Genomic DNA, 22,884 nt, shown 5'->3' on the forward strand with positions numbered 1-22,884 from the left:
CAAAATAATAAATTCTAAAGTCTTTGTTTCAGCTGCGGCACCATTCTGTTCTTCCACTGGGCATAATTTCCTGTTAAAATCTGTTTCCGGGCTTCTTTCACCAGCTCCAGGTAAAACGCCAGGTTATGAATACTGGCCAGTGTCATACCCAGGATCTCTCCGGCTACGAACAGGTGACGGAGATAAGCTTTGCTATATTGGCTGGAAGCGAAGCAGGGACTGTTTTCGTCAATTGGCGAAAAATCGTCTGCCCACTTTTTGTTTTTGATATTGATGACACCGTTCCAGGTGAAGAGCATACCGTTACGACCATTGCGGGTCGGCATTACGCAGTCGAACATATCCACACCTAAAGCGATGTTTTCCACGATGTTCCATGGAGTACCCACGCCCATCAGGTAACGGGGTTTCTCTTTTGGCAGAATGTCGCATACCAGTCCGCACATTTCGTACATATCTGCTTCCGGTTCACCTACGCTGAGGCCACCAATAGCATTGCCGGCACATTCGCGGGCAGCAATTTCCGTGGCGGAGATGGTACGGAGGTCTTTGAAAGTACTACCCTGTACGATAGGGAACAGGGTCTGTTCATATCCATAAGCAGGTTGTGTTTCCTTTAACCGGGCAATACAGCGGTCCAGCCAGCGGTGCGTGAGCTCCATCGACTTTTTCGCATAGCGGTATTCGGATGGGTAGGGCGGACATTCATCGAAGGCCATAATGATATCGGCTCCGATGGTACGCTGGATGTCCATAACATTTTCAGGGGTGAAAAGGTGACGGGATCCATCTATATGACTTTGAAAAAGGCAACCTTCTTCCTTGATCTTTCTGTTAGCGGCGAGGGAAAACACCTGATAACCACCACTATCTGTGAGAATAGGGCGATCCCAGCCATTGAACTTGTGGAGGCCACCGGCTTTGGAAAGGATCTCCGTACCTGGGCGCAGGTAAAGGTGATAGGTGTTGCCAAGGATGATTTGGGCCTGGACATCCTGTTTAACCTGCTCCTGTGTCAGGGCTTTTACACTGCCTACAGTGCCTACAGGCATGAAAATAGGCGTTTCAATCACCCCGTGACCGGTGGTGATGACGCCGGCACGGGCTTTACTTTCACTATCAGTTGTTGTCAGTTCAAATATCATCTGGCGATTTTCAGGGGGCAAAAATAAGGGATTATGGGGTACAACCTATTTTTTCCCCGGAAGGGGTGCGAACAGGGCTGGAAAAATCTTTTTTTTCCACAGCACTATACAGATAATTGAAATCATATATATTTGCTACGCTATGTTGTATAACTTAGGCTTAGTAGCCTTTTACAGTTTTGCTACCGTTGCAGGGATACAGATTCTCTATTACCTGATCGTCTTTTCCAGGGTAGCTTTTTATCGCCGTACCTTCGACGTGGATGCAGAGCCGGAAGCACAGTTCTCAGTTATTATCTGTGCCAAGGATGAGGAATTGAACCTGCAGAAAAACCTGCCTTCCGTACTTTTACAGCGATTTCACGATAAAAAAAATCCGTCTTTTGAGGTCATTGTTGTGAATGACAACTCAGAAGATGATACAAAATATTACCTCCGGTCAATAGAAGTTGGTTATCCACATTATCGCCATATTGAGATTAAACAACCTGCCAAGTTTATTCCTGGTAAGAAGTTTCCACTTTCAATGGGAATCAGGTCAGCAAAATTTGAAAATATCCTGCTGACAGATGCAGATTGTAAGCCCAGCAGTACTTATTGGTTAGCACTGATGAGTCAGGGTTTTACGGATGGGAAAGAGATTGTGCTGGGGTATAGTCCTTATGTAAAGAAACCGGGGTTGCTGAATAAGGTGATTCGTTATGAGACTTATTTCAGTGCTTTGCAATATCTGGGTTTTGCGCTGAGTGGTGTGACTTATATGGGTGTGGGGCGGAACCTGGCTTATAAGAGGGAGTTGTTTAACCGTCAGAAAGGGTTTACGGCGCATCATCATATTGCTTCGGGCGATGATGATCTGTTTGTGAATGCGGCGGCGAATAGGGGGAATGTTGGTGTGGTGATCAATAAACAGGCATTTACTTATTCTGAGCCGAAGACGAGCTGGCGGAAGTGGTTTTTGCAGAAGACAAGGCATATGAGTACTGGTAAGCATTACCGGTTTAGTCATAAATTCCTGTTGGGGTTGTTTAGTTTGACGCATTTCCTGTTTTACCCGCTGTTTATAGCGAGTTTATTTTTTCAGCCGATGATGATTTATGTGTTGGGGATATTTGGGGGGAAGATGTTGTTGCAGTCGGTGATTACGTTTATGGCAATGAAGAAGCTGGATGAGGGGGATTTGTTTAAGTTCAGCTGGTTTATGGATATGTTTATGTGTTTGTATTATTTGATATTTACGCCGGCGTTGTTGTTTAAGTCGAAGAACAGGTGGTAATAGCAAAGGCCGGGTATTTTTTGTAATTTTGTACAAATGTTAAGTAATGATACCCGTAGAAAACTTGAACATATCGTTAGAGGCCTTAGCCTTGAAGAGGAAGCAGATCATTGCACAGCAACCCGAAATTACTTATGCGCAAGCTTTAGCACAAGTAGAACGGTTAAAAAAGACTTCGAACGTAACGCAATCATCAAAAAAGAGCAGGCCCCAAACCTAACCTTTTTAAAAAATAAAGACTTTTATCTGCCCGGAGACGAGACGTTCTCCGGGCAGTCTTTTTAAATACATCCGGTTTCACTATTTCAGAATAGCATCCTACCTTTGCGCCTACATATGGACATCATTCAAAAATACTTCGGGGACTTCACCCCTACTCAGGTCGAACAATTCTCAGCACTGTTCGAACTTTACAAGGATTGGAACGAAAAGATCAACGTCATTTCCCGTAAAGACATTGATGCCTTATATGAAAAACACGTCCTGCACTCACTGGCAATCGCTGCAATTGCTGACTTCCCGGATGGCCACCAGGTAATCGACCTCGGTACTGGTGGTGGTTTCCCAGGCATCCCCCTGGCCATCTTTTTCCCGGGGGTAAAGTTCCACCTTGTGGATGCCATCGGTAAAAAGATCAAGGTCGTACAGGGTGTAGCCGAAGCCCTGGAATTAAAGAACGTAACCACTGCCCACTCCCGCGCAGAAGATATCAGGGATAGAAAATTCGATGTGATCGTATCCCGTGCCGTAGCCCCCCTCAAGGACCTCTGGCGCTGGGGAAAACCATTGGTTAAAAAAGCGCCTGCTCATGCCCAGGAACCCGGTCTCATCTGCCTGAAAGGCGGCGACCTGGCCCTGGAAGTACAGGAAAGTGGCCTCAGACCCCGTCTCACTCCCGTTTACCAGCTATTCCCTGAAGAGTTCTTCAAGGAAAAATTCGTAGTAGTGGTAAATAAGTAAAAATAATTCCTCTCTTAAATTATTGGTTTTCATTATTTATAGGCTAAATTCAAAAAAACTTTACTGAACTTTAAAATATCCTGCATTTTCCTTCGTCTCCAATAATAAGATGAAAGAATTGCTCCTCACAAAAACGCCTCTAGCTATGGCTGCTGAACAAAATGAGCGCATACAGGAAACGGTGCGGAAGGAGCGGCAACGTCTACTCCATTTTATCCGGAAACGGGTGAATAATGTGGCGGATGCAGAAGATATTTTACAGGACGTTTTGTATCAGTTTACGGAATACTCCCGGCTGGGTAGTCAGATTGACTCTATTACCGCCTGGTTATTCACCGTAACACGCAATAAAATTACCGACTGGTTTCGCAAGAAACGGGAGACTACCTTCAGCGATCATACACAGGAAATAGATGGAGAAGAGACTTTGTTCCTATCCGAACTGATAGCCGATCAGGATGCCAAAAGTGATGCACCACTCACACGAAAAATTTTAGCAGAAGCGATTATGGAAGCCATAGAAGAGCTGCCGGAAGAACAGCGCTATGCATTTATACAGCATGAACTGGAAGGGAAATCCTTCAAGGAATTGTCTGCTGAAACCGGCATCTCCGTGAATACCCTATTGTCGAGAAAACGCTACGCTGTACTGCACCTTCGCGAACGGCTGGCACAATTGTATGAAGAATTGTAAAACACATTATATGTTTAAGAGAGGAGACAAAAAGCCGAAGGCTTTACATATTTTAAAGTTCATTGTCATGGGGGCGGTTTTCGTCACCGCACTGGGCTTCGGTATCCGTGAACTGTGGAATTGCCTGATACCTGAATTATTCCATGGACCAGTTATTACTTTCTGGCAGGGTTTAGGCCTTTGCCTGTTGGGTAAAATGCTCTTTGGCTGGCATGGCGGCGGCCCGGGTGGTTTCAGAAGAAACAGAAGAGCCTGGGATGAAAAGCTGAAAGAACGCTATGCGAATATGACACCAGAAGACAGAGAGCGAATGAAAGAAGGATTGAAGAACTGGTGCCGACCTAATAACCGCTTTAGCCGCTGGTATGATGATATCGACGCAAATGCGGATCAGCCTAAACACGACGCTAAACAGGAAGAAAGTAAACCAGATATAGGAACCAATATTTAATGTAGCCATGCGCTCCTTTGCCATTCAACCATCTACAACTTTTAATGCTATGACAGGCATATTCAAAACTAATATAGCGACACCGGAAGAAAGAACAAATGTACTCCATGCCATCCGGAACAATTATGAAGTAGGTCAGTGCCATGTAGACCTCGAAGATTGTGATAAGGTATTGAGGATTGTGAATATGAGTGTGGAAGAGAATGAGATGATAAAATTTGTGCAGCAGCAGGGGTTTAATTGTGAGGTATTAGACTAACAATTATTTTACGGATTACGATGATAAAAAGGATGTACATTGTGCATCCTTTTTTAATTGAAAATAGAGAAGCTGACACTGCATTTGATTCAGCAACAGAAAGAAATAGAGGAATTGAAAGCGCTGATTAAGAAATAGGCAAAAGAATGGTGTCTCATTCATAAAATGAGATGCCTTCCCCTCTTTTGGGGATGTCGCTTATCTTATTGCCATCGGATTCTACGTCTTATTACTATCGGATTTATTCCAATCTCACCTCTCTCACCGTTTCATTTCCAGGCAGATCTACCGCCACAATGATTAATTTTCCACCCGGTGGCAAACCGGTCGCCTTATAATGCCAATCCACGCCATTCCTGCCTAATACCGCCTTTCCTCTTTCCAGTATGCTGCCTGCTGCATCTACAATACGAATAGCCACTTCTGCTACCCTGAATTCATTCTTCGCGGTTACCACCACAGTCTCGTCTTCGAAGCGAATACGCTGGATTTCAGGAGAATTGTAAGCATCCTTTACAGCCATATTATAGGCATTCTGTCCAGGGCCTGCCAGGGACTTATAATAGGCTTTTATCTCAGGATCTTTTATGATCGCTACTGCATAAGCTGCCGCAATTTTCATCTTATACCTGGCTTCCAGCTGCTTTTTTGTCGGTTTTTTCTTTGACGGACCGCGCTTCTTCGCTACAATAATCTGCCCGTTCCTTTCGTAAATCGTGATTTCATCGCCAAGGGAGCCCGTGACGGCCTGAAGGAGTAGGTTGTTGTCTTTAACAATAGCCATAACAAACAATTTTGAGGTTACAGGATCAATATTAAAACCTTCTCCTGAATAATAGTGCTGCTTTATCACCAAATGAGTACTAATACGCCACTTAAAGGGCACCTTAATATCGATTTGATATTGAGGTGCCCTTATGATGACCTTATAGTGTACTTATAATATACTAGTTTACCCGAATAAAACCTTCATGAAAAAGGGAATTCTCCAACGGGGAATGAAAAACATTTCAAAGAAAAGAGGGAGCCCCGGTTTAAAAGCCGGAACTCCCTCTTCCCTTATTATTATTAAAAATTTATAACTTCAACGTATTGTTACTGCGGTTAATGTCCGCCATGCGTAAGCTGGGATCGATCACTATTTCTCCTATATCGCCCATTGGCGTATCAATCACTACATCATATGTAGGGCTGGTCCATCTCCATGCATCATGCACGGTACGCATAATATTACCATCTTCATTGGGCTTTGTGCCATACATCAATGATAGCGGTATATAGTGCATGAACTTCTTACCTGCCTTTGTTGTTACCAACAAATCAATCGGCATTGGGAAGTTATCCACTCTGCGCAAACGAATTACCGTCTTGCTATTATCGTTGGTGAAAACCGTATCAATTCCATAGTCAATATGCTTCACAGAATAGACTAAGTATTGCTTATACCAATCCAGCGCAATTCCGCTTTCCTTCTCCATTTCACGAATGAAATCATTTGGATTCGGATGTTTGAAACGCCAGTCTGAATAATAACGCAGCAATCCTTTATCCCTGTTCTCTGTACCGATTACATAACCTAACTGCTCTAAGAACACAGCACCTTTATTGTACGCTGTCTGTGTATAACCATAGTTCGTATTGTAATGATCAGAATGGGTACTCATTGGCTCTTCAAACCCGCTTTTTACCAGGTTGTAATAGCCATTGTAAGACCCCTCCTGTGCAAAAGCTTCTTTGGTAGAATCCAATGTATGATACAATACATTGTTCTCTGCAAATGTTGTGAAACCTTCATCCATCCATGGATACAGGCTTTCGTTGGTACCCAGCATTCCCTGGTACCAGCTATGCATCCATTCATGCACACCCAATCCATATAATCCTTCCAGTTTACCATTGCCCATGATCAAGGTAGCCATTGGGTATTCCATACCACCATCGCCACCTTGTATAAAGCTAAAGCTCTTGTAAGGATAAGGACCATAATGTGCTTTGATATATTCATATGCACCTGGGATCATCTTTGCAAATGCAGGCCAGGTATCCTTTGTGATATCATTCTCAATGTAAAAGAAGTGTGCGACAAAGCCATCTACCTGTTGGGTGATGTGTTTATAATCAGGATCGGCTGCCCATACAAAATCATGTACGTTGTTTGCAATGAAATGCCAGTTCAGCTTCTCCCCGGCAGGACGGATCACTTTGGTGCCCGTCATTTCATAACCATAACCGATCTGGTTAGGATTCTGTAAATAGCCGGTAGCTGCAATCACGAACTTTTTGTCCATCGCAATCTTCACATCATAATCACCCCAAACGCCGTAGAACTCACGTGCGATGTAAGGAGTGGCATGCCAGCCTTCGTAATCGTATTCACACATTTTAGGATACCACTGCGACATGGAGTAGTCTACACCTTCTGAATTATTACGGCCACTACGGCGGGTTTGCACTGGCACCTGTGCTTCAAACTCCATTTCGAAGGTAGTCGTGCTATGCGGCAGGATTGGTTTTTTCAGTGGCACTTCCAGGATGGTTTCCAGCATATTGAAAGGCTGTGGTACACCATCACGTTTCAGTGAAAGCACATGCTGATAGCCGGTTTGCTCAGGTGTGAATTTAGAGATCCTATCTGCTACACGGTAATCCCAGTCTCTCCTTTCATTGCCTTTGGCGTCACGACCTATCACTGTTTTGCCCAGCTCACGGCTACGCACATCCATCATGCTGCCTGGCTGAAATGCATTCCAGTAAAGGTGATAGAACACCTTGTACAATGTATCGGGTGAGTTATTGGTATACTCCAGTTTTTGCTTACCTGTAAAACGGTTAGTGGTTGCATCTACATTTACATCCATAACATATTTTACCCGTTGTTGCCAACGGTCAGGCTGTGCCTGCGCAGGTACGAAACCTGCTGCCAACAGGCACACCATCAGGCCTTTAACTACTGACATGTGCTTCATTTCCTAATACTATTTTTGTTGTATGACAAATGCGGTACATACCCCGGTCAGGGTGTAAGCTGTAGGCCGCTTTATGCTTTCGACTTAACTTTTGCGTTTACGTGGGGAGATACTGCAAATCTCCTGCCTGTCATGAAGATACTGAGTTATTCTTCTTCTTCCTGTGCTTTTTTCCTACCGGGAGCACCCTGTAAAATCAGTACGATTTCCCCTTTTATTCCTTTTTCCTTGAAGTAGTCATGTACTTCCTGCAGGGTACCTCGCTTGTTTTCCTCGAACATCTTGGTCAGTTCACGGCTCACGCAGCATTGTCTGTCAGCGCCAAAGTAACCGATCATATCTTCGAGTGTTTTTACAATGCGGTGTGGAGATTCATAAAATACGAGGGTACGTTCGTCTGTAGCCAGCTGTGTAAACAGCGTATGGCGGCCTTTCTTCAATGGCAGAAAGCCTTCAAAAGCAAACCGGGTCATAGGTATACCACTGTTCACAAGCGCCGGCACAAAAGCTGTAGCGCCGGGCAGGCATTCCACTGGTACACCTGCACGTACACATTCCCTCACCAGCAAAAATCCGGGATCAGATACACCGGGAGTACCGGCATCGGTGATCAGGGCCATTGTTTTGCCGGCCTGTAATTGTTGTAACAGGTGCTGCAATACTTTGTGCTCATTGTGCTGATGATAAGGAGTAATGGGTTTATTGATGTTGTAGTGCTTCAATAGCACACCAGAGGTGCGGGTATCTTCTGCCAGCACCAGGTCTGCCTCTTCCAGTACTTTTACAGCGCGGTAAGTAATATCGGCAAGATTGCCTATGGGAGATGGAACGAGATAAAGCTTCATAAAGAACGTATGGCGCATGACATACCGGCAACATCTACCGGTAGTGCATCTTTCCTGAATAAAACACGTAAGGCTGACTTCTGGCAGCTAAAGTAAGCTTTAGCGCATGAAAGTCAGCCTTATTAATTATTTATTGAATAGTTACTTCAAAAGATTCCATTACCTGGTTAGCCAGCAGTTTCTGACAGGCGTTCTCAGCCAGGGTCTGTGCTTCTTCTTTTGTAGCAGCTTCTATATGCAGCGTAATATGTTTTCCGATTCTCACATCATTGATCTGGGTAATGCCAAGATTCTTTAAACCACTCATTACCGCTTTCCCCTGTGGATCCAGTAATTCTTTCAGTGGCATCACGTTGATATGTGCAGTAAACGTCATTTTTTCTAAAATTTTGACGCAAACCTAATACATAAATCGCAAAAAACAAGCTGGGTTTGTTTGAGGAGGGCTGTAGATGGTATTTATTTAAGCCGAAGGAAATGGCTTTCCCTTCGGGGAAAGCCATTTCCTTCGGCTTAAATAAATATTGGCCGGCATGAAGCATGCCGGCCAATATTTATATGAAAAAAGAAGTACTATTTATTTAGAAAGAATTGCTATTTACTTAGCTGTTGTAGCAGGGCGTGCCGCCACTGATAATAAGACATACACAACAAATACAAACGGCACTGTTGCAAATTTCAATACTGGTATTGCCAATATTGCTAATATCAACAGTAAAAACCGTGGCCAGTTCTGTGTAGGATTAAAATTCCTGAACTTCATGCTCAGCATCGGCATCTCTGCCACCATCAGGTAACAAAGCACAGCTATCATAATATACAGGAGCCAGATATTTTGCAGGTAGTGCGCCAGATTATACGGATTGTACAGCATGATCAATGGGAAAGACGCTACCAGCAGCCCTACTGCCGGGGTAGGAACCCCAATGAAATTCTCTGACTGACGGGTATCCAGGTTGAACTTAGCCAGCCGGAATGCTGCAAAACAAGGCACCAGCAAGGCCGGAGCCAGGTTGACATAAGATACGTCAAATACATCCGGCATCTGCATATAAGCACTACGCAACAAACGGAAGAAGATCATACCCGGCACTACGCCAAACGTCACCATATCTGCCAGTGAATCCAGCTCCTTTCCAAATGGGGAACCTAGTTTCAACAGGCGTGCAGCCAACCCATCCAGAAAGTCAAATATCGCAGCCAGTACTACCAGCCCGGATGCCCAGTAGACAGGTGCAGGATTTGTTACGGCGTAGTCATGTCCATTGAATTCGGCGATGTATTGTGGTGCATGCAGGATGTAAATGATTGCCAGCGCACCGCAAAACAAATTACCCAGTGTAAGGATGTTAGGAAGTTGTTTCATTGTGATAGTCCAGCAGGTTGTATCAAAAGTCATTTGACGGGCCAGAGAATTGCATAAGCAAAGATGCTCCCCCATCAGGTATCCGGGTTAAACCGGGCAGGATTTTCTTTTGATACAACCTTGGTTCTGTATTTTTTGGTAAATCTAACGCTAATATTACGCAATAGCGTACGTATTACCTTATTTTTTCATTAAAGATTCAATTTCATCAGCAGTGATAGGAATATTTTTCATCAGGTCGATATTGCCTTTTGAAGTTATCCACACGTTGTTTTCAATTCTTACACCCATCTTCTCTTCTTCAATATAGATACCTGGCTCAATGGTCAGTACGGCGCCATCAGGAATCGGCTGCCAGAAAGATGGCCCTAAATCGTGTACGCCTACACCCAGGTGATGGCTAATACCATGATACAGATATTTGCGGTATGCAGGTGATTCAGGATCCTGGTTTTTGATATCTTCTTCCTTCAGCAGGTTGATTTTTACGAACACTTTTCCTGCTTCTTCCCCCATCATTTCATGGTATTTTGCAATGGTCAGTCCTGGCTTCAGGATTGATTTAGCATAGTTATGCAGGTGCAGACAGGCATCGTATACTTCGCGCTGACGGGGAGTGAATTTACCATTCACCGGTACGGTACGTGTCAGGTCAGCATTGTAACCACCATAAGCAGCACCGAAGTCCATCAGTACCAGTTCGCCGTCTTTACACTCCTGGTTGTTGGAAACATAGTGCAGGGTGCGGGCACGGTCACCGCTGGCAATGATAGAAGTATAGGCTTCACCGTCTGAACGGTTGGAGAGGAATTCGTGTATGATCTCTGCCTGAATTTCGTGCTCATATACGCCTGGACGAATGAATCTGAACAGACGGCGAAGTGCCTTTTCTGTAATGTCCATCGCGGTCTGCAGCACGTTGATCTCTTCAGGTGTCTTAACAGCACGCAGTTTTTTGAAAATAACAGCCGCTCTCAGGTAGTTGTGCAAAGGATAACGGGCACGCATTTCTTCTGCATAGCGGTAATCCCTGACAGCGATGAGGCTGGATTTACGGTTATTCTCGTTGGTATTTAAATAGATATTAGTGGCTTCGTGAATCCATGGTTGTAATAATCCATCCAGCACATCCAGCCAAATAACCGTAGCTATACCCGATACAGCCAGTGCCTCGTCTTTGCGCAGACGGTGGCCATCCCATTTCTCTTTCAACTCATTTGGACGTACTAATACAAGCACTTCTCTGTACTTAGGATCCGGATTGTCCGGGTATAAAATGAGCATGGTATCCTCCTGCTCAACACCCGTCAACCAGTACAGATCATGGTTTTGCTCGAATCTGTATAAAGCGTCTCCATTGCTGGGCAACTCATCGTTGGAATTGATGATTGCAATGGAATTGGGTTGCATTTCCGCAATAAAGCGCTGGCGATTTTTGATGAAAATCTGTGAATCCAGTGGCAAATTTTTCATAATTGATCCTATTGATTAAAACACGCGTCAAACCTACTGAAATTTTAGGAAGTAAAATTGAAGAGGTGAATATGCGTGTACAATGGAAGAGGATAAGTGTATTTACAGCCCATAATTAATTACTGTTTCCAGCAAAACAGCCCCGGCCATTTTAGAATTTATCTAATTTGATATCCATTTAGCATCTATTTTTTCTAAATTTGTGTTAACAGAGGGCTATTAATTTGATAATTTCAAAAAAAGACGCAGCTTTGCTTTAACACACCAAAACAATCTTACTATGCAAGTTAGCAGCGTAAGGAACCCTGATGCCATCCTATCAGCTATAGGAATTGAGCATACAGCAGCTATCTATTATCAGACAGCACCTGCCGTGCTGGTGTCGCAAACACTGGCACGGAAACAGGGAGCCCTCACAGCCAACGGAGCCTTGTCCGTAAACACCGGGAAATTTACCGGCCGCTCTCCTAAAGATAAGTTCATCGTTAAAGATGCGCTTACTTCTGCAACAGTGAACTGGAATGACTTTAACATTCCAATGTCTGCCAATCATTTTGATGGGCTGTACCAAAAAATTACCGCATATTTTAAGGGAAAAGAGATCTGGGTACGGGATTGTATTGCCTGCGCTGATCCGGCTTATCGCATCAATATCCAGGTAGTGACAGAAACTCCCTGGGCCAACCTCTTTGCCTATAATATGTTCCTGCGTCCTTCCACCGAAGAACTGGAGGATCTGCATGCAGACTGGACCGTGATCCAGGCACCTGGATTCCTGGCGGATCCCGCTATGGACGGGACCAGGCAGGAAAATTTTGCAGCCATCAGTTTTGAACGCAAAATAGTGCTGATTGGTGGTACGGCGTACACCGGAGAAATCAAGAAAGGCATTTTCACCATACTTAATTATATACTACCACAAATGCATGGGGTATTGCCCATGCACTGCTCTGCCAACCAGGATGAGCAGGGAGATACGGCGATCTTCTTTGGATTGAGTGGTACAGGAAAAACCACCCTGAGTGCAGATCCTGCACGCAAACTGATAGGCGATGACGAGCATGGCTGGTCTTCCCATCATATCTTCAATTTCGAAGGTGGCTGCTATGCAAAGTGTATAGACCTGAGTGAAGAAAAGGAGCCGCAGATATTCAAAGCGATCCGCGAAGGCGCACTGCTGGAGAATGTCTCGTGCTATGAAGGGACTAATAAAGTAGACTTTGCCAATAAGTGTATAACAGAAAATACCCGGGTATCTTATCCACTGGATTATATTGACAATGCGGTCATTCCTTCAATAGGAAATATCCCTTCCAATATTTTCTTCCTGACCTGTGATGCCTTTGGGGTATTACCTCCTATATCAAGACTGACACCGGCACAGGCTATGTACCAGTTTATATCCGGCTACACAGCCAGGGTAGCGGGTACAGAAACAGGGGTGACAGCACCCACTACTACTTTCAGCACCTGTTTTGGTGCACCGTTCCTGCCGCTGCACCCTGTGCAATATGCACAACTGCTGGGGCAGAAACTGAAAAAACAGGAAGTAGCGGTGTGGCTGATCAACACCGGGTGGACAGGTGGTGCTTATGGTACTGGTCAGCGTATTTCCCTGAAATACACCCGGGCGATGGTGTCTGCAGCGCTCAGTGGCCAACTGGACAGGATTGCTTATAAAGATTTTCCACTCTTTGGCTTTGGTATTCCGGAACATTGTCCGGGGGTACCGACAGAGATGCTGGATCCACGCAATACCTGGGCAGATAAAGCGGCTTTTGACAAACAGGTGGCAGACCTCGCTAACAGGTTTGTACAAAACTTTAAAAAATATGCGGGGCAGGCTGATCCGGAAATTTTATCCGCATCTCCAAAAAATTGATTATATTACGGTCCTAAGCCTGCCTTTAAAATTTCCACTATTATTTATCAAGTTCTATTCAGAGCAAGACAAGTTACCTAAATTTGAAATTTTGAAGGCGGGGAACTTGTTTTGCGGAACTTGTGAGGGAGGAGAAATAACATCGGGATTAAACTTATTCGTATATACAAAAAAGCATCTGCCAGCAGGCAGGTGCTTTTTTGTTTTTAATAGTTGCGGAGGAGCGGGAGCGTTTTGATATTAATGCTTTTAGCGAAGGCAGGAACTTTTTGGTTTTAATGTTTTTGCAGAAGAGTTAGTAGCTTTTTTGTTTGAATGCATTGGGCGAAGTTGGAAGTTTTTCTGTTTTAAACACATTTTCCACCAAACAGAAGCGTTTTTTGTGCTGCTATAGAAATTTGCAGATAATTTTCTCAATTAAGCCTAACTTTGCGCATGCAAATTTTAGACGGTAAACTGGTATCAGCGGCTATCAAAGCCCAACTGGCAGAAAAAGTAACGGAACTGAAAGCTTTAGGCAAGAAAGTTCCTCACCTGGCTGCTATTCTGGTAGGTAATGATCCCGCCAGCGAAACATACGTTGCTTCAAAAGTTAAGTCCTGCGCAGAGATCGGATATAACTCCACCCTGCTGCGTTTTGATGAAAAAATTTCCGAAAAACATCTGCTTGACAATATCACTCTTCTGAATGAAAATGCAGATATTGACGGTATTCTCGTACAGTTACCGCTTCCTAAGCACATCAACGAAGAAGTTGTAATCAATAACATCGATCCAAGCAAAGACGTAGACGGTTTCCACCCGGTAAACGTTGGTAAAATGGTCAGTGGCCTGCCTACTTTCATCCCGGCTACACCTTACGGCATTATGCTGATGCTGGAACACTACAAAGTTCCAACAAAAGGTAAACACGCTGTAGTGATCGGCCGCAGCCACATCGTAGGTACGCCTATGAGCATCCTGCTGAGCAGAAACACTTACCCTGGCAACTGCACCGTTACCCTCACTCACTCACAGACTGCAAACCTGAAAGAAATCTGTCTCCAGGCAGATATCATCGTTGCAGCTATTGGTCGTCCGAACTTCGTGACTGCTGATATGGTGAAAGAAGGTGCTGCTATCGTGGATGTAGGCATCAACCGTATTGCTGATCCTTCTAAGAAATCTGGTCACAGACTGGTAGGTGATGTGAATTTTGATGAAGTTGCTGAAAAATGCAGCTATATCACGCCGGTTCCGGGTGGTGTAGGTCCAATGACCATCGCAGCACTGCTGAAGAATACCTACCACGCCGCTGTAGGTCAGAAAGGAAATATGAACTAATCTTAGAGAATAGATGGTACGCATAGTGCTAACGGCAATATGCGTACCTTTGCATTATGTCAATGACTGCCACATATCCAAACGTACGCACGCTCCCGGTAATGGAACGCTTTTACACTATTCAGGGTGAAGGTAATTATCAGGGTTGTGCAGCTTATTTCATCCGTCTGGGCGGTTGCGATGTAGGCTGCCATTGGTGTGACGTGAAGGATAGCTGGGAGGCAGATCGTCATCCACAGCTGGCACTCACGGATATCGTGGGCGAGGCAGCGAACTATCCCGGCCGTATTGCCGTGATCACGGGTGGCGAGCCATTGATGCATAACCTGGATGCACTGACAGCAGATCTGCATGCAGCGGGTTTCCGCACACATATTGAAACTTCAGGTTCTTCTCCCCTATCCGGTAACTGGGACTGGATCACCTTGTCTCCTAAGAAATTTAAGGCACCACTGCCTGAAATCTGTGCATTGGCTCATGAACTGAAGGTGGTGATCTTTAATAAAAGTGATTTTGCCTGGGCTGAGAAATATGCTGCACTGGCAGGCCCTCATTGTAAACTATATATTCAGCCGGAATGGAATAAAGCGGCTGAAATGACTCCCCTTATCATCGACTATATCAAGGACAACCCTAAGTGGCAGCTCTCCCTTCAGGTGCATAAATACATTAATGTGCCATAAGTACAATACGCGTTCAGGTCATTACGTTTATTGAGAAAAAAATATGTAATCGCATTGATTATCTGATAGAAAGGTATTCATCTGGCGATTTTTTCATATATTGGACCCACATTCCCAATCATGAGTTATGGCTAAATTCCCAATATTGCTGAGTTGTCTTGTGATTTGCCTGGGTGTGCATGCTCAGGTAGTAACCTATGATAACGCTAAGAAAAAAGCACAGAAGAGTTTTGACAATGCACAGTTGGCGGTTTCGGAGTATAAAACGGAAGATGCTATTATTTATTTGCAGGAAGCGATACGGGCTGAACCTGGATTTGCAGACGCCTATGGACAAATGACGATTTCCTATGTAGAGTTGAAAAAATATGAAGAGGCGGTTACGAGTTTTGAAACCCTCAGACGGCTGGATAGCAATTCTATCCGACCGGCATTGATGGCTTACTCCAAGGCCCTGGCAGGTGTTGGCCGATTTAGTGATGCCCTTGCCAATATCAATCTTTACATTGCAACAGGCAAGATCAATAATCCAAAAGCACAAGCCCTTCAGAAAACTTATACTTACGCCGCCAGAGAAGCAGCTCACCCGGTACCTTTTACCCCCATTAACCTGGGCGATAATATCAATACCAAAGATGCCGAATACTTCCCCTCCCTGACCATCGATAACCAGATGCTTGTTTTTACACGCAGAGTGAATGGCAAGAACGAAGATTTCTATGTGTCAGAAAGAGACGACAGCATGCATTGGAAGAAAGCGTATAATATGGGTGCACCTATTAACTCTACCGCTTTCAATGAAGGTGCGCAGAACATTTCGCAGGATGGTAATATGCTGGTGTTTACAGGTTGTAATTTTCCAAATGGACGTGGCAGCTGCGATATCTACTATGCTATCAGAACAGAAGAAGGTCTTTGGGTAGAACCTATGAACCTGGGTAATCCGATTAATACGCGGGACTGGGAGTCACAACCTTGTCTCTCTCCTGATAAACAAACGTTATATTTTTCCAGGGCCACAACAGATGCAGGTTCCGACATCTTCATGAGCCAGTTGCAATCCAATGGCAGATGGGGTACTCCTGAAAGACTGGGACCTAATATCAATACAACTGGCGATGAAGCAACCCCTTTTATTCATGCGGATAACCAGACATTGTACTTTGCCTCCAACGGGCATGAGGGTTTTGGCGGAATGGACCTGTTCTATTCCCGCAGACAAGCGGATGGTAACTGGGGACCAGCCGTGAATATGGGGTATCCGATTAATACCACGGATGAGGAATCGAGCCTGGTAGTAGCTGCAGATGGTAAAACGGCGTATTATGCTTCTGATCGTATGGATAGCCGTGGAGCGCTGGATATTTATAGTTTTGAATTGTATCCTGCTGCAAGACCGTTGAAGACGTTGTATGTAAGAGGATATGTGTTTGATAAGAAAAGTCAGAAACGCCTGGTGGCAAATATTGAGCTGCAGGACCTGGAAACAGGGCAGACAATGGCGAATATCAAGAGTGACCTGTTAGGTAATTACCTGGTGGCATTGCCGGTTGGCAGGGATTATGGACTGAATGTAAACAGGAAAGGATACCTGTTCTATTCTGAGAATTTCTCACTGAAAGGTGCTGATAAGGATACTGGTTATTTCAGAGAAGTACCTTTGGTACCATTGGATACAAGTGCAGTTATGGTATTGAACAATGTGTTCTTTGCCAGCAGGGAGTATACATTGAAACCGGAGTCTTTTGTTGAGTTGAACAGGTTAGTTGGATTGATGAGAGAGAACCCGACGATGATCGTGGAAATAAGCGGACATACGGATAATGTGGGTAATGATCAGATCAATTTGACACTGTCTGATAAACGTGCACAGGCAGTGGTGCAATATTTAGTGCAGAAAGGAATAGCGTCTGAGCGGTTAATAGCGAAAGGATATGGAGAAAATAAGCCGGTGGCGGATAATGAAACCCCGGAAGGAAGGGCGCAGAACAGGCGAACAGAGTTTAAGATTATTAAGCTATAAGAACTGCATAAATAAAAAAGAGCGTGTATCAAAAGATACACGCTCTTTTTTATTTATGCAGTTCTAAGGAGGTTCATTTATTTTTGATACATCCTGTTTTTTATTTTGAGCGGGCCTCCGGCGGCACTGCCGTGGGCCTGACTAATAATTTCTTAATTGCGTTTGCAATATTGAATCGATATTTTGTTTGTAATTATACTGGAACAATGCCGGTAACCAATCGCCATACATAGGGTTTGGTAACACAATAAACCGGCTCCCAAATTCAGCAGCAGATTGCTTTGTAGCCGCTTCTCTTTTATCAGCTGGTTGCTTTTCAAAGATGGCGGAGAAGTCTCCCAGATTATCCCCCATCAGCAAAATGATCTCGTGTGTTTGTGCTACATGCAAACGTCTTTCTTCTTTACTTGAAGTTGTTGTTTTTAAGATCAGGTGTTCATTATCAGCATCAGGAAAATTCCAGCGTTGTAAATTTTGTAATGTTACACCGCGTTCTGCTTCTGAACGGTTTGTGATGTAGTAAACATGCACCCCTTTTTCAGCCGCGTATTTTAAGAAGGACAATGCCCCGGGTACAGTATCAGCAGCGGCTTTGCTGGTCCATTCCTGCCAGGTTTTGTCGCTGTAATTTTCACCTTTCAATGCAACATGTACATTGTAAGGACTATTGTCTAAAATTGTTTCATCAATGTCCGTAACAATCGCCATTGGTTTTGGAAAACTGCTTTCCAGATCTTCGTTGAGACGAAGACGGGCGATGTTGTATGCCTGAAAACAGAGTGCTTTATATTCAGCAGAACGTTGTTGCCATAACGCCGCAAATGCAGGTCCATAAGGCACTAAGGCCGTATGCTGTGCAACTGGTTTTGGAGCCTTACATGCGAATAAGAGGGGGAATGTAAGGAGAAAAGTGAGGCGGATTGATAAAAACATGAAAATAAAATTGTAACTTAAGATAGTTGACCACAAAAGTAGGGAAATGCAGGAAGAAACACGTTATCAGATTGCACTTACGAAAATACCACAGATAGGAAATAAGATCGCACAACAGTTAACGACTTACTTTGAAAATGCAGGTAACATTTTTAAAGCGAGCCGGAGAGAGCTGGAAAGCCTGCCTATGCTGGGGAAAGTAAGAGCGAATGCCATCAGGCAGTTTAATGATTTTCGCTGGGTAGACAGGGAAATGAATTTCCTGGAAAAGTACCAGATTGCAGCCATCAGTTTTCAATCTCCACTATATCCACAAAGGTTGCTGCATTGTTATGATCATCCTTTTCTGTTATATTATAAAGGAAATGCAAATCTGAATACCACGCGCATCATTAATGTGATTGGTACACGAACGCCTACGGCACATGGCAGGGAAGTGTGTGCAAATCTGATAGCGGGGCTGGAAGCCAGTAATATTATGGTAGTGAGCGGGCTTGCCTATGGCATAGATGTGCTTGCCCATGCTACGGCACTGAAGCATGGTATGCCCACCATTGGTATACTGGCGCATGGACTGGACAGGATCTATCCTGATGTACATGCAAATACCGCCAGGCAGATGGTGGAGCAGGGTGGATTGCTTACGGAGTATGGCAGAGAGACAACCCCGGATAAGCCTAATTTCCCTAAAAGGAACCGGATAGTGGCAGGGATGTCGGATGCTACCGTATTGATAGAGAGTGGTATAAAAGGAGGATCAATGATCACCGCAGATATTGCCAATAGTTATAACAGGGATGTATTTGCCATACCGGGGCGTGTAGGAGATCCGAAGTCAGCGGGGTGTCATCATCTGATAAAAAATAATCAGGCAATGCTGATTACGGATGCAGAAGATATATTGAAGGCCATGAACTGGGATGATGCGGTCAGGAAGCCCGTAATGCCTCAGCAGCAGGAGATACAGGTGGAACTGAAAGAGGAGGAGCGGCAGATATTAGCGCTTTTTAATAGGAGTGAGCATTTTCATATAGATCATATATATAGCAGAAGTCCATTGCCGGAGAGCAAAGTAGCCTCCGTGATCTTTCAGCTGGAGATGAATAAATTGTTAAGAAGTGCACCTGGGCAGCGCTACCAGCTGGTTTGAGGGAATTTAAAATTAGGAATGGGGATGACCAGCGTCACAACAATTTTTCTATTTACTTAAATAGCTGTAGATTTGCGTGCAATTATTTAATAACTGACAAATAGTTGCAACATGCCTGCCGGAAAATCAAAACCGAAATTTGTAGAGGACGGACTTACCTTTGACGATGTACTTCTGGTTCCAGCCTACTCTGAAGTCTTGCCCAGAGACGTTAATATCAGCACGCAACTTACTAAAACTTTACGCCTGAACATTCCAATGGTCTCTGCTGCCATGGATACCGTTACAGAAGCTAATCTGGCCATCTCTTTGGCACGCCAGGGTGGTATCGGTATTCTGCACAAGAATATGTCCATTGAAAAACAGGCCGAGCAAGTACGTAAGGTAAAGCGTAGTGAAAACGGGCTGATCCTCGATCCGGTGACTCTGCATGCAAATGCATCTATCGGAGAAGCGCTCCGCCTGATGAAAGAAAACAGCATCGGTGGTATTCCTATCATAGACGAAAGCAAAAAGCTCGTTGGTATCCTTACCAACCGTGACCTTCGTTTTGAAAGGAACATGAAACGCGTTGTAAGCGAAGTAATGACTTCTCAGAACCTTGTAACTGCACCAGAAGGTACCGATCTGAAGAAAGCAGAGAAGATCCTTCAACAGAATAAAATCGAGAAATTACCAGTAGTTGGTAAGAATGGTAAACTTGTAGGATTAATCACTTACCGTGATATTCTGCAGCTGACCAGCTATCCAAATGCTATCAAAGATGAATATGGTCGTCTCCTTGTAGGCGCCGCATTAGGTATCACTCCTGATGTACTGGAAAGAGCACAGGCACTCATCAACGTTGGTGTAGATGTAGTATGTCTCGATAGCTCACACGGTCACTCAATAGGTGTACTGAATGGTCTGAGAAAACTGAAGAAAACCTTCCCTAAATTACAGGTGATTGCAGGTAACGTAGCTACCGGCGATGGTGCACTGGCACTGGCTGAAGCAGGTGCTGATGCAGTGAAAGTAGGTGTTGGACCGGGTTCTATCTGTACTACCCGTGTAGTAACAGGTGCTGGTTTCCCTCAGCTCTCTGCTGTGATGAATGCAGCTACTGCACTGAAAAAACTGGGTGTACCGGTTATTGCAGATGGTGGTATCCGTTATACCGGTGATATGGTGAAGGCTCTCGCTGCAGGTGCATCCTGCGTAATGGCGGGCTCTATCTTCGCTGGTACTGAAGAAAGCCCTGGAGAAACTATCATCTACGAAGGACGTAAGTTCAAATCATATCGTGGTATGGGTTCTCTGGAAGCGATGGTAGAAGGTTCCAAAGATCGTTACTTCCAGGATGAAGATGATATCAGGAAACTGGTACCAGAAGGTATCGTAGGTCGTGTACCTTACAAAGGTAACCTGGGTGAAGTGATTCAACAGTATGTAGGCGGTCTCCGTGCTGGTATGGGTCTGACTGGTTCTAAAGATATCAAAGCACTGCAGGCAGCACAGTTTATCAGGATCTCTTCGGCTACTGTAAAGGAAAATCACCCACATGATGTGGTGATCACCAAGGAAGCACCGAACTATAGCAGATAATTAATGATAAAATAATGGAAGGGAGTGTATCAAAAGCATGATACGCTCCCTTTTTCATTGAAAATGGTTTTCATTACCCGTTGGTGAATTCCCTCTTTCATGAATGTTTTATTTGGATACCCACTGGAGTCAGGGAGTTATTTAAGCGATCCGCAGCGTCTAATTTTACTTTTATGTTTCCCCCTTTTTTATTTTGATGCCGCTTAGTCATAATCCTTATTTTTGACCCGCTATGGCAAAACGTTATTTACCCGCTATTTTGAGCCTTACAGGCAGCCTGCTACTCTGGGCAGCATGGCCGACCTCACCCCTTACCTTTTTGATTTTCATTGCATTTATCCCCCTGCTTCGGCTGGCGGATATTGTTGAGAACAGATCGCGCTTTTTCGGATGCGCCTTCCTGTTACTCTTCTGCTGGAATGTAGCCACTACCTGGTGGGTGGGCAATACCACCGTGCCTGCCAGCGGTGTAGCCGCCAATCTGCTCAATACCCTGTTCATGCTTGTACCCGTGATGGGATACCGCAGAACCCGTAAATGGGTGAGCCCAACCCTTGCTTATTTTACGTTCATTGTCTACTGGATGACGTTTGAATACATCCACCTGCAATGGGAACTTAGCTGGCCATGGCTCAGCCTTGGCAACGCTTTTGCCATGCATCCTACATGGGTACAATGGTATGAATATACAGGCGTAAGTGGTGGTACATTGTGGATACTGGCTACGAACCTTGCGATTTACCATGTTTGGTTTCAGTATAAATTTTACAAACGGCCTGTTGTAAAACAGATCTGGAAACCAGTATTGATACTGGTGGTGCCTTTGCTGATAAGTGGCGTCATTGACACTGGGCTGCATGCTCCCCAAAATACTACCGAAGTCGTTGTGGTACAACCCAATATTGACCCTTACGATAAATTTGCAGATGAAAATGAATCGCTGGAAGTTAATAAAATGCTTCAGCTCACTGAAGAGAAAATTGACTCCAATACCGCATTTATCGTATGGCCTGAAACAGCCCTTTTTGTTCATGGTGCGTGGGAAGACAAAATCGCTTACGAAAATTTTACGCAAAGGATCCGGTTATTATTACACAAATATCCAAAAGCCAGCCTTGTAACTGGTGCCGTTACACTAAAGCGGTACGAGAAAAATGATGAAGCCTCTACATCTGCCCGCCATAATGCTGATGGCGATATGGTATATGATGTATTCAATGCCGGTGTGCTTATTGATACATCGAACGTAGTGCAGGTCTATCATAAATCTAAACTGGTACCGGGGGTTGAGTTGATCCCTTATGTTCACTACCTGAAATTTATGGATTACCTGGCCCTGGATCTTGGTGGTATTAGCGGTAGCTATGGCCGTACACCGGGTGTAGAAGTCATGGAAAACAAGGCTGAAAACATAAAGGTATTCCCTACTATCTGTTATGAATCTGTATATGGGGAATTTGTGGCTGAGCATGTAAGAAAGGGTGCGAACATTCTTTTTATCATGACCAATGATGGCTGGTGGGGAAATACCGAAGGCCACCGTCAGCACCTGCAATATGCCCGACTGCGTGCTATTGAAACACGCCGTTGGGTGGCCAGAAGCGCCAATACCGGCATCTCGGCATTCATAGATCCGGAAGGAAATATTACAGCATCTCTCCCTTACTGGCAGGAAGGTGTTTTAAAAGCACGTGTAACACCAGGCAATTATATGACGTTCTATGTAAAATATGGAGATTTATTGTCAAAGGCGGCTGTTCTATTTTGTATATTGCTGATCCTTTACAGTTTCTTTTTGCGGCTGACACGTAAACGTTTGTAAACATCAATAAAATCTATTTTACGTTACCGCTTGCTCCTCAATATATATT

Annotated in this window: 20 protein-coding genes; 12 read left to right on the top strand and 8 right to left on the bottom strand. The window is 44.4% G+C overall.

Features of this window, described 5'->3' with window-relative positions:
- Window positions 1-14: 14 nt before the first annotated feature.
- Window positions 15-1,145, bottom strand: coding sequence for a tRNA guanosine(34) transglycosylase Tgt (gene tgt, locus QQL36_RS01165; protein WP_321568633.1), 1,131 nt, complete (start codon window positions 1,143-1,145; stop codon window positions 15-17).
- A gap of 142 nt (window positions 1,146-1,287) precedes the next feature.
- Between tgt and QQL36_RS01170 the strand changes: the two genes are divergently transcribed.
- From QQL36_RS01170 to QQL36_RS01190, 5 genes are all read left to right on the top strand, one after another.
- Window positions 1,288-2,421: a glycosyltransferase gene (locus QQL36_RS01170; protein ID WP_235643928.1), complete on the top strand. Its 1,134-nt coding sequence runs from the start codon at window positions 1,288-1,290 to the stop codon at window positions 2,419-2,421.
- A 336-nt stretch (window positions 2,422-2,757) separates the two neighbouring features.
- Complete coding sequence (gene rsmG, locus QQL36_RS01175; RefSeq protein WP_083726315.1) at window positions 2,758-3,381, top strand: 16S rRNA (guanine(527)-N(7))-methyltransferase RsmG; 624 nt, start codon at window positions 2,758-2,760, stop codon at window positions 3,379-3,381.
- Window positions 3,382-3,526: 145 nt separating this feature from the next.
- Complete coding sequence (locus QQL36_RS01180) at window positions 3,527-4,075, top strand: RNA polymerase sigma factor (RefSeq protein ID WP_321568634.1); 549 nt, start codon at window positions 3,527-3,529, stop codon at window positions 4,073-4,075.
- A 10-nt stretch (window positions 4,076-4,085) separates the two neighbouring features.
- Entirely contained in the window at window positions 4,086-4,526 is a 441-nt protein-coding gene (locus QQL36_RS01185) for a hypothetical protein (protein ID WP_179091232.1), read from the top strand.
- Between the two features lie 49 nt (window positions 4,527-4,575).
- Complete coding sequence (locus tag QQL36_RS01190) at window positions 4,576-4,785, top strand: hypothetical protein (protein ID WP_083726319.1); 210 nt, start codon at window positions 4,576-4,578, stop codon at window positions 4,783-4,785.
- 241 nt (window positions 4,786-5,026) lie between these two features.
- Here QQL36_RS01190 and QQL36_RS01195 read toward each other — a convergent pair whose 3' ends face one another.
- The 6 genes from QQL36_RS01195 to QQL36_RS01220 form a co-directional block, all read right to left on the bottom strand.
- Window positions 5,027-5,569: a hypothetical protein gene (locus QQL36_RS01195; RefSeq protein WP_321568635.1), complete on the bottom strand. Its 543-nt coding sequence runs from the start codon at window positions 5,567-5,569 to the stop codon at window positions 5,027-5,029.
- 292 nt (window positions 5,570-5,861) lie between these two features.
- Window positions 5,862-7,751 carry a M1 family metallopeptidase gene (locus tag QQL36_RS01200; RefSeq protein WP_321568636.1) on the bottom strand — a complete coding sequence of 630 codons (1,890 nt, stop codon included), beginning with the start codon at window positions 7,749-7,751 and terminating at the stop codon, window positions 5,862-5,864.
- Between the two features lie 146 nt (window positions 7,752-7,897).
- Window positions 7,898-8,596: a 16S rRNA (cytidine(1402)-2'-O)-methyltransferase gene (rsmI, locus tag QQL36_RS01205; RefSeq protein ID WP_083726325.1), complete on the bottom strand. Its 699-nt coding sequence runs from the start codon at window positions 8,594-8,596 to the stop codon at window positions 7,898-7,900.
- A gap of 130 nt (window positions 8,597-8,726) precedes the next feature.
- Window positions 8,727-8,972 carry a phosphoribosylformylglycinamidine synthase subunit PurS gene (gene purS, locus QQL36_RS01210; RefSeq protein WP_083726327.1) on the bottom strand — a complete coding sequence of 82 codons (246 nt, stop codon included), beginning with the start codon at window positions 8,970-8,972 and terminating at the stop codon, window positions 8,727-8,729.
- 222 nt (window positions 8,973-9,194) lie between these two features.
- Window positions 9,195-9,962, bottom strand: a complete 768-nt coding sequence (locus QQL36_RS01215) for a CDP-alcohol phosphatidyltransferase family protein (RefSeq protein ID WP_321568637.1) — start codon at window positions 9,960-9,962, stop codon at window positions 9,195-9,197.
- A 180-nt stretch (window positions 9,963-10,142) separates the two neighbouring features.
- Complete coding sequence (locus QQL36_RS01220) at window positions 10,143-11,435, bottom strand: aminopeptidase P family protein (protein WP_083726329.1); 1,293 nt, start codon at window positions 11,433-11,435, stop codon at window positions 10,143-10,145.
- Between the two features lie 280 nt (window positions 11,436-11,715).
- On the opposite strand from QQL36_RS01220, the gene pckA reads away from it, so the two are divergent.
- The 4 genes from pckA (at window position 11,716) to QQL36_RS01240 (ending at window position 17,346) form a co-directional block, all read left to right on the top strand.
- Window positions 11,716-13,317, top strand: a complete 1,602-nt coding sequence (gene pckA / locus QQL36_RS01225) for a phosphoenolpyruvate carboxykinase (ATP) (RefSeq protein WP_321568638.1) — start codon at window positions 11,716-11,718, stop codon at window positions 13,315-13,317.
- Between the two features lie 435 nt (window positions 13,318-13,752).
- Window positions 13,753-14,640 carry a bifunctional methylenetetrahydrofolate dehydrogenase/methenyltetrahydrofolate cyclohydrolase FolD gene (folD, locus tag QQL36_RS01230; RefSeq protein ID WP_083725568.1) on the top strand — a complete coding sequence of 296 codons (888 nt, stop codon included), beginning with the start codon at window positions 13,753-13,755 and terminating at the stop codon, window positions 14,638-14,640.
- Between the two features lie 56 nt (window positions 14,641-14,696).
- The gene (locus QQL36_RS01235) at window positions 14,697-15,323 is read left to right on the top strand and encodes a 7-carboxy-7-deazaguanine synthase QueE (RefSeq protein WP_235643919.1); all 627 of its coding nucleotides are present in this window, start codon (window positions 14,697-14,699) and stop codon (window positions 15,321-15,323) included.
- Window positions 15,324-15,450: 127 nt separating this feature from the next.
- Window positions 15,451-17,346 carry an OmpA family protein gene (locus tag QQL36_RS01240; RefSeq protein WP_083725572.1) on the top strand — a complete coding sequence of 632 codons (1,896 nt, stop codon included), beginning with the start codon at window positions 15,451-15,453 and terminating at the stop codon, window positions 17,344-17,346.
- 141 nt (window positions 17,347-17,487) lie between these two features.
- Here the strand turns inward: QQL36_RS01240 and QQL36_RS01245 are convergent, their stop codons facing one another.
- Window positions 17,488-18,279: a 5'-nucleotidase, lipoprotein e(P4) family gene (locus QQL36_RS01245; protein ID WP_321568639.1), complete on the bottom strand. Its 792-nt coding sequence runs from the start codon at window positions 18,277-18,279 to the stop codon at window positions 17,488-17,490.
- Window positions 18,280-18,325: 46 nt separating this feature from the next.
- On the opposite strand from QQL36_RS01245, the gene dprA reads away from it, so the two are divergent.
- The 3 genes from dprA to lnt all read left to right on the top strand — a co-directional run bounded on the left by dprA (window position 18,326) and on the right by lnt (window position 22,835).
- A complete protein-coding gene (gene dprA, locus QQL36_RS01250) occupies window positions 18,326-19,429 on the top strand; it encodes a DNA-processing protein DprA (RefSeq protein WP_083725576.1) in 1,104 nt (367 codons plus the stop codon).
- 111 nt (window positions 19,430-19,540) lie between these two features.
- Window positions 19,541-21,013 carry an IMP dehydrogenase gene (gene guaB / locus QQL36_RS01255; protein WP_321568640.1) on the top strand — a complete coding sequence of 491 codons (1,473 nt, stop codon included), beginning with the start codon at window positions 19,541-19,543 and terminating at the stop codon, window positions 21,011-21,013.
- 232 nt (window positions 21,014-21,245) lie between these two features.
- Window positions 21,246-22,835, top strand: a complete 1,590-nt coding sequence (lnt, locus tag QQL36_RS01260) for an apolipoprotein N-acyltransferase (RefSeq protein ID WP_321568641.1) — start codon at window positions 21,246-21,248, stop codon at window positions 22,833-22,835.
- Window positions 22,836-22,884 lie beyond the last annotated feature (49 nt).

This window comes from Chitinophaga sp. LS1, from assembly GCF_034274695.1.
GTDB lineage: Bacteria > Bacteroidota > Bacteroidia > Chitinophagales > Chitinophagaceae > Chitinophaga.

Excerpts from the sequence above, each read along its gene's own strand:
- tgt (WP_321568633.1), bottom strand. The coding sequence starts at position 1,145 with ATGATATTTGAACTGACAACAACTGATAGTGAAAGTAAAGCCCGTGCC.
- QQL36_RS01170 (WP_235643928.1), top strand. The coding sequence starts at position 1,288 with ATGTTGTATAACTTAGGCTTAGTAGCCTTTTACAGTTTTGCTACCGTT.
- rsmG (WP_083726315.1), top strand. The coding sequence starts at position 2,758 with ATGGACATCATTCAAAAATACTTCGGGGACTTCACCCCTACTCAGGTC.
- QQL36_RS01180 (WP_321568634.1), top strand. The coding sequence starts at position 3,527 with ATGGCTGCTGAACAAAATGAGCGCATACAGGAAACGGTGCGGAAGGAG.
- QQL36_RS01185 (WP_179091232.1), top strand. The coding sequence starts at position 4,086 with ATGTTTAAGAGAGGAGACAAAAAGCCGAAGGCTTTACATATTTTAAAG.
- QQL36_RS01190 (WP_083726319.1), top strand. The coding sequence starts at position 4,576 with ATGACAGGCATATTCAAAACTAATATAGCGACACCGGAAGAAAGAACA.
- QQL36_RS01195 (WP_321568635.1), bottom strand. The coding sequence starts at position 5,569 with ATGGCTATTGTTAAAGACAACAACCTACTCCTTCAGGCCGTCACGGGC.
- QQL36_RS01200 (WP_321568636.1), bottom strand. The coding sequence starts at position 7,751 with ATGAAGCACATGTCAGTAGTTAAAGGCCTGATGGTGTGCCTGTTGGCA.
- rsmI (WP_083726325.1), bottom strand. The coding sequence starts at position 8,596 with ATGAAGCTTTATCTCGTTCCATCTCCCATAGGCAATCTTGCCGATATT.
- purS (WP_083726327.1), bottom strand. The coding sequence starts at position 8,972 with ATGACGTTTACTGCACATATCAACGTGATGCCACTGAAAGAATTACTG.
- QQL36_RS01215 (WP_321568637.1), bottom strand. The coding sequence starts at position 9,962 with ATGAAACAACTTCCTAACATCCTTACACTGGGTAATTTGTTTTGCGGT.
- QQL36_RS01220 (WP_083726329.1), bottom strand. The coding sequence starts at position 11,435 with ATGAAAAATTTGCCACTGGATTCACAGATTTTCATCAAAAATCGCCAG.
- pckA (WP_321568638.1), top strand. The coding sequence starts at position 11,716 with ATGCAAGTTAGCAGCGTAAGGAACCCTGATGCCATCCTATCAGCTATA.
- folD (WP_083725568.1), top strand. The coding sequence starts at position 13,753 with ATGCAAATTTTAGACGGTAAACTGGTATCAGCGGCTATCAAAGCCCAA.
- QQL36_RS01235 (WP_235643919.1), top strand. The coding sequence starts at position 14,697 with ATGTCAATGACTGCCACATATCCAAACGTACGCACGCTCCCGGTAATG.
- QQL36_RS01240 (WP_083725572.1), top strand. The coding sequence starts at position 15,451 with ATGGCTAAATTCCCAATATTGCTGAGTTGTCTTGTGATTTGCCTGGGT.
- QQL36_RS01245 (WP_321568639.1), bottom strand. The coding sequence starts at position 18,279 with ATGTTTTTATCAATCCGCCTCACTTTTCTCCTTACATTCCCCCTCTTA.
- dprA (WP_083725576.1), top strand. The coding sequence starts at position 18,326 with ATGCAGGAAGAAACACGTTATCAGATTGCACTTACGAAAATACCACAG.
- guaB (WP_321568640.1), top strand. The coding sequence starts at position 19,541 with ATGCCTGCCGGAAAATCAAAACCGAAATTTGTAGAGGACGGACTTACC.
- lnt (WP_321568641.1), top strand. The coding sequence starts at position 21,246 with ATGGCAAAACGTTATTTACCCGCTATTTTGAGCCTTACAGGCAGCCTG.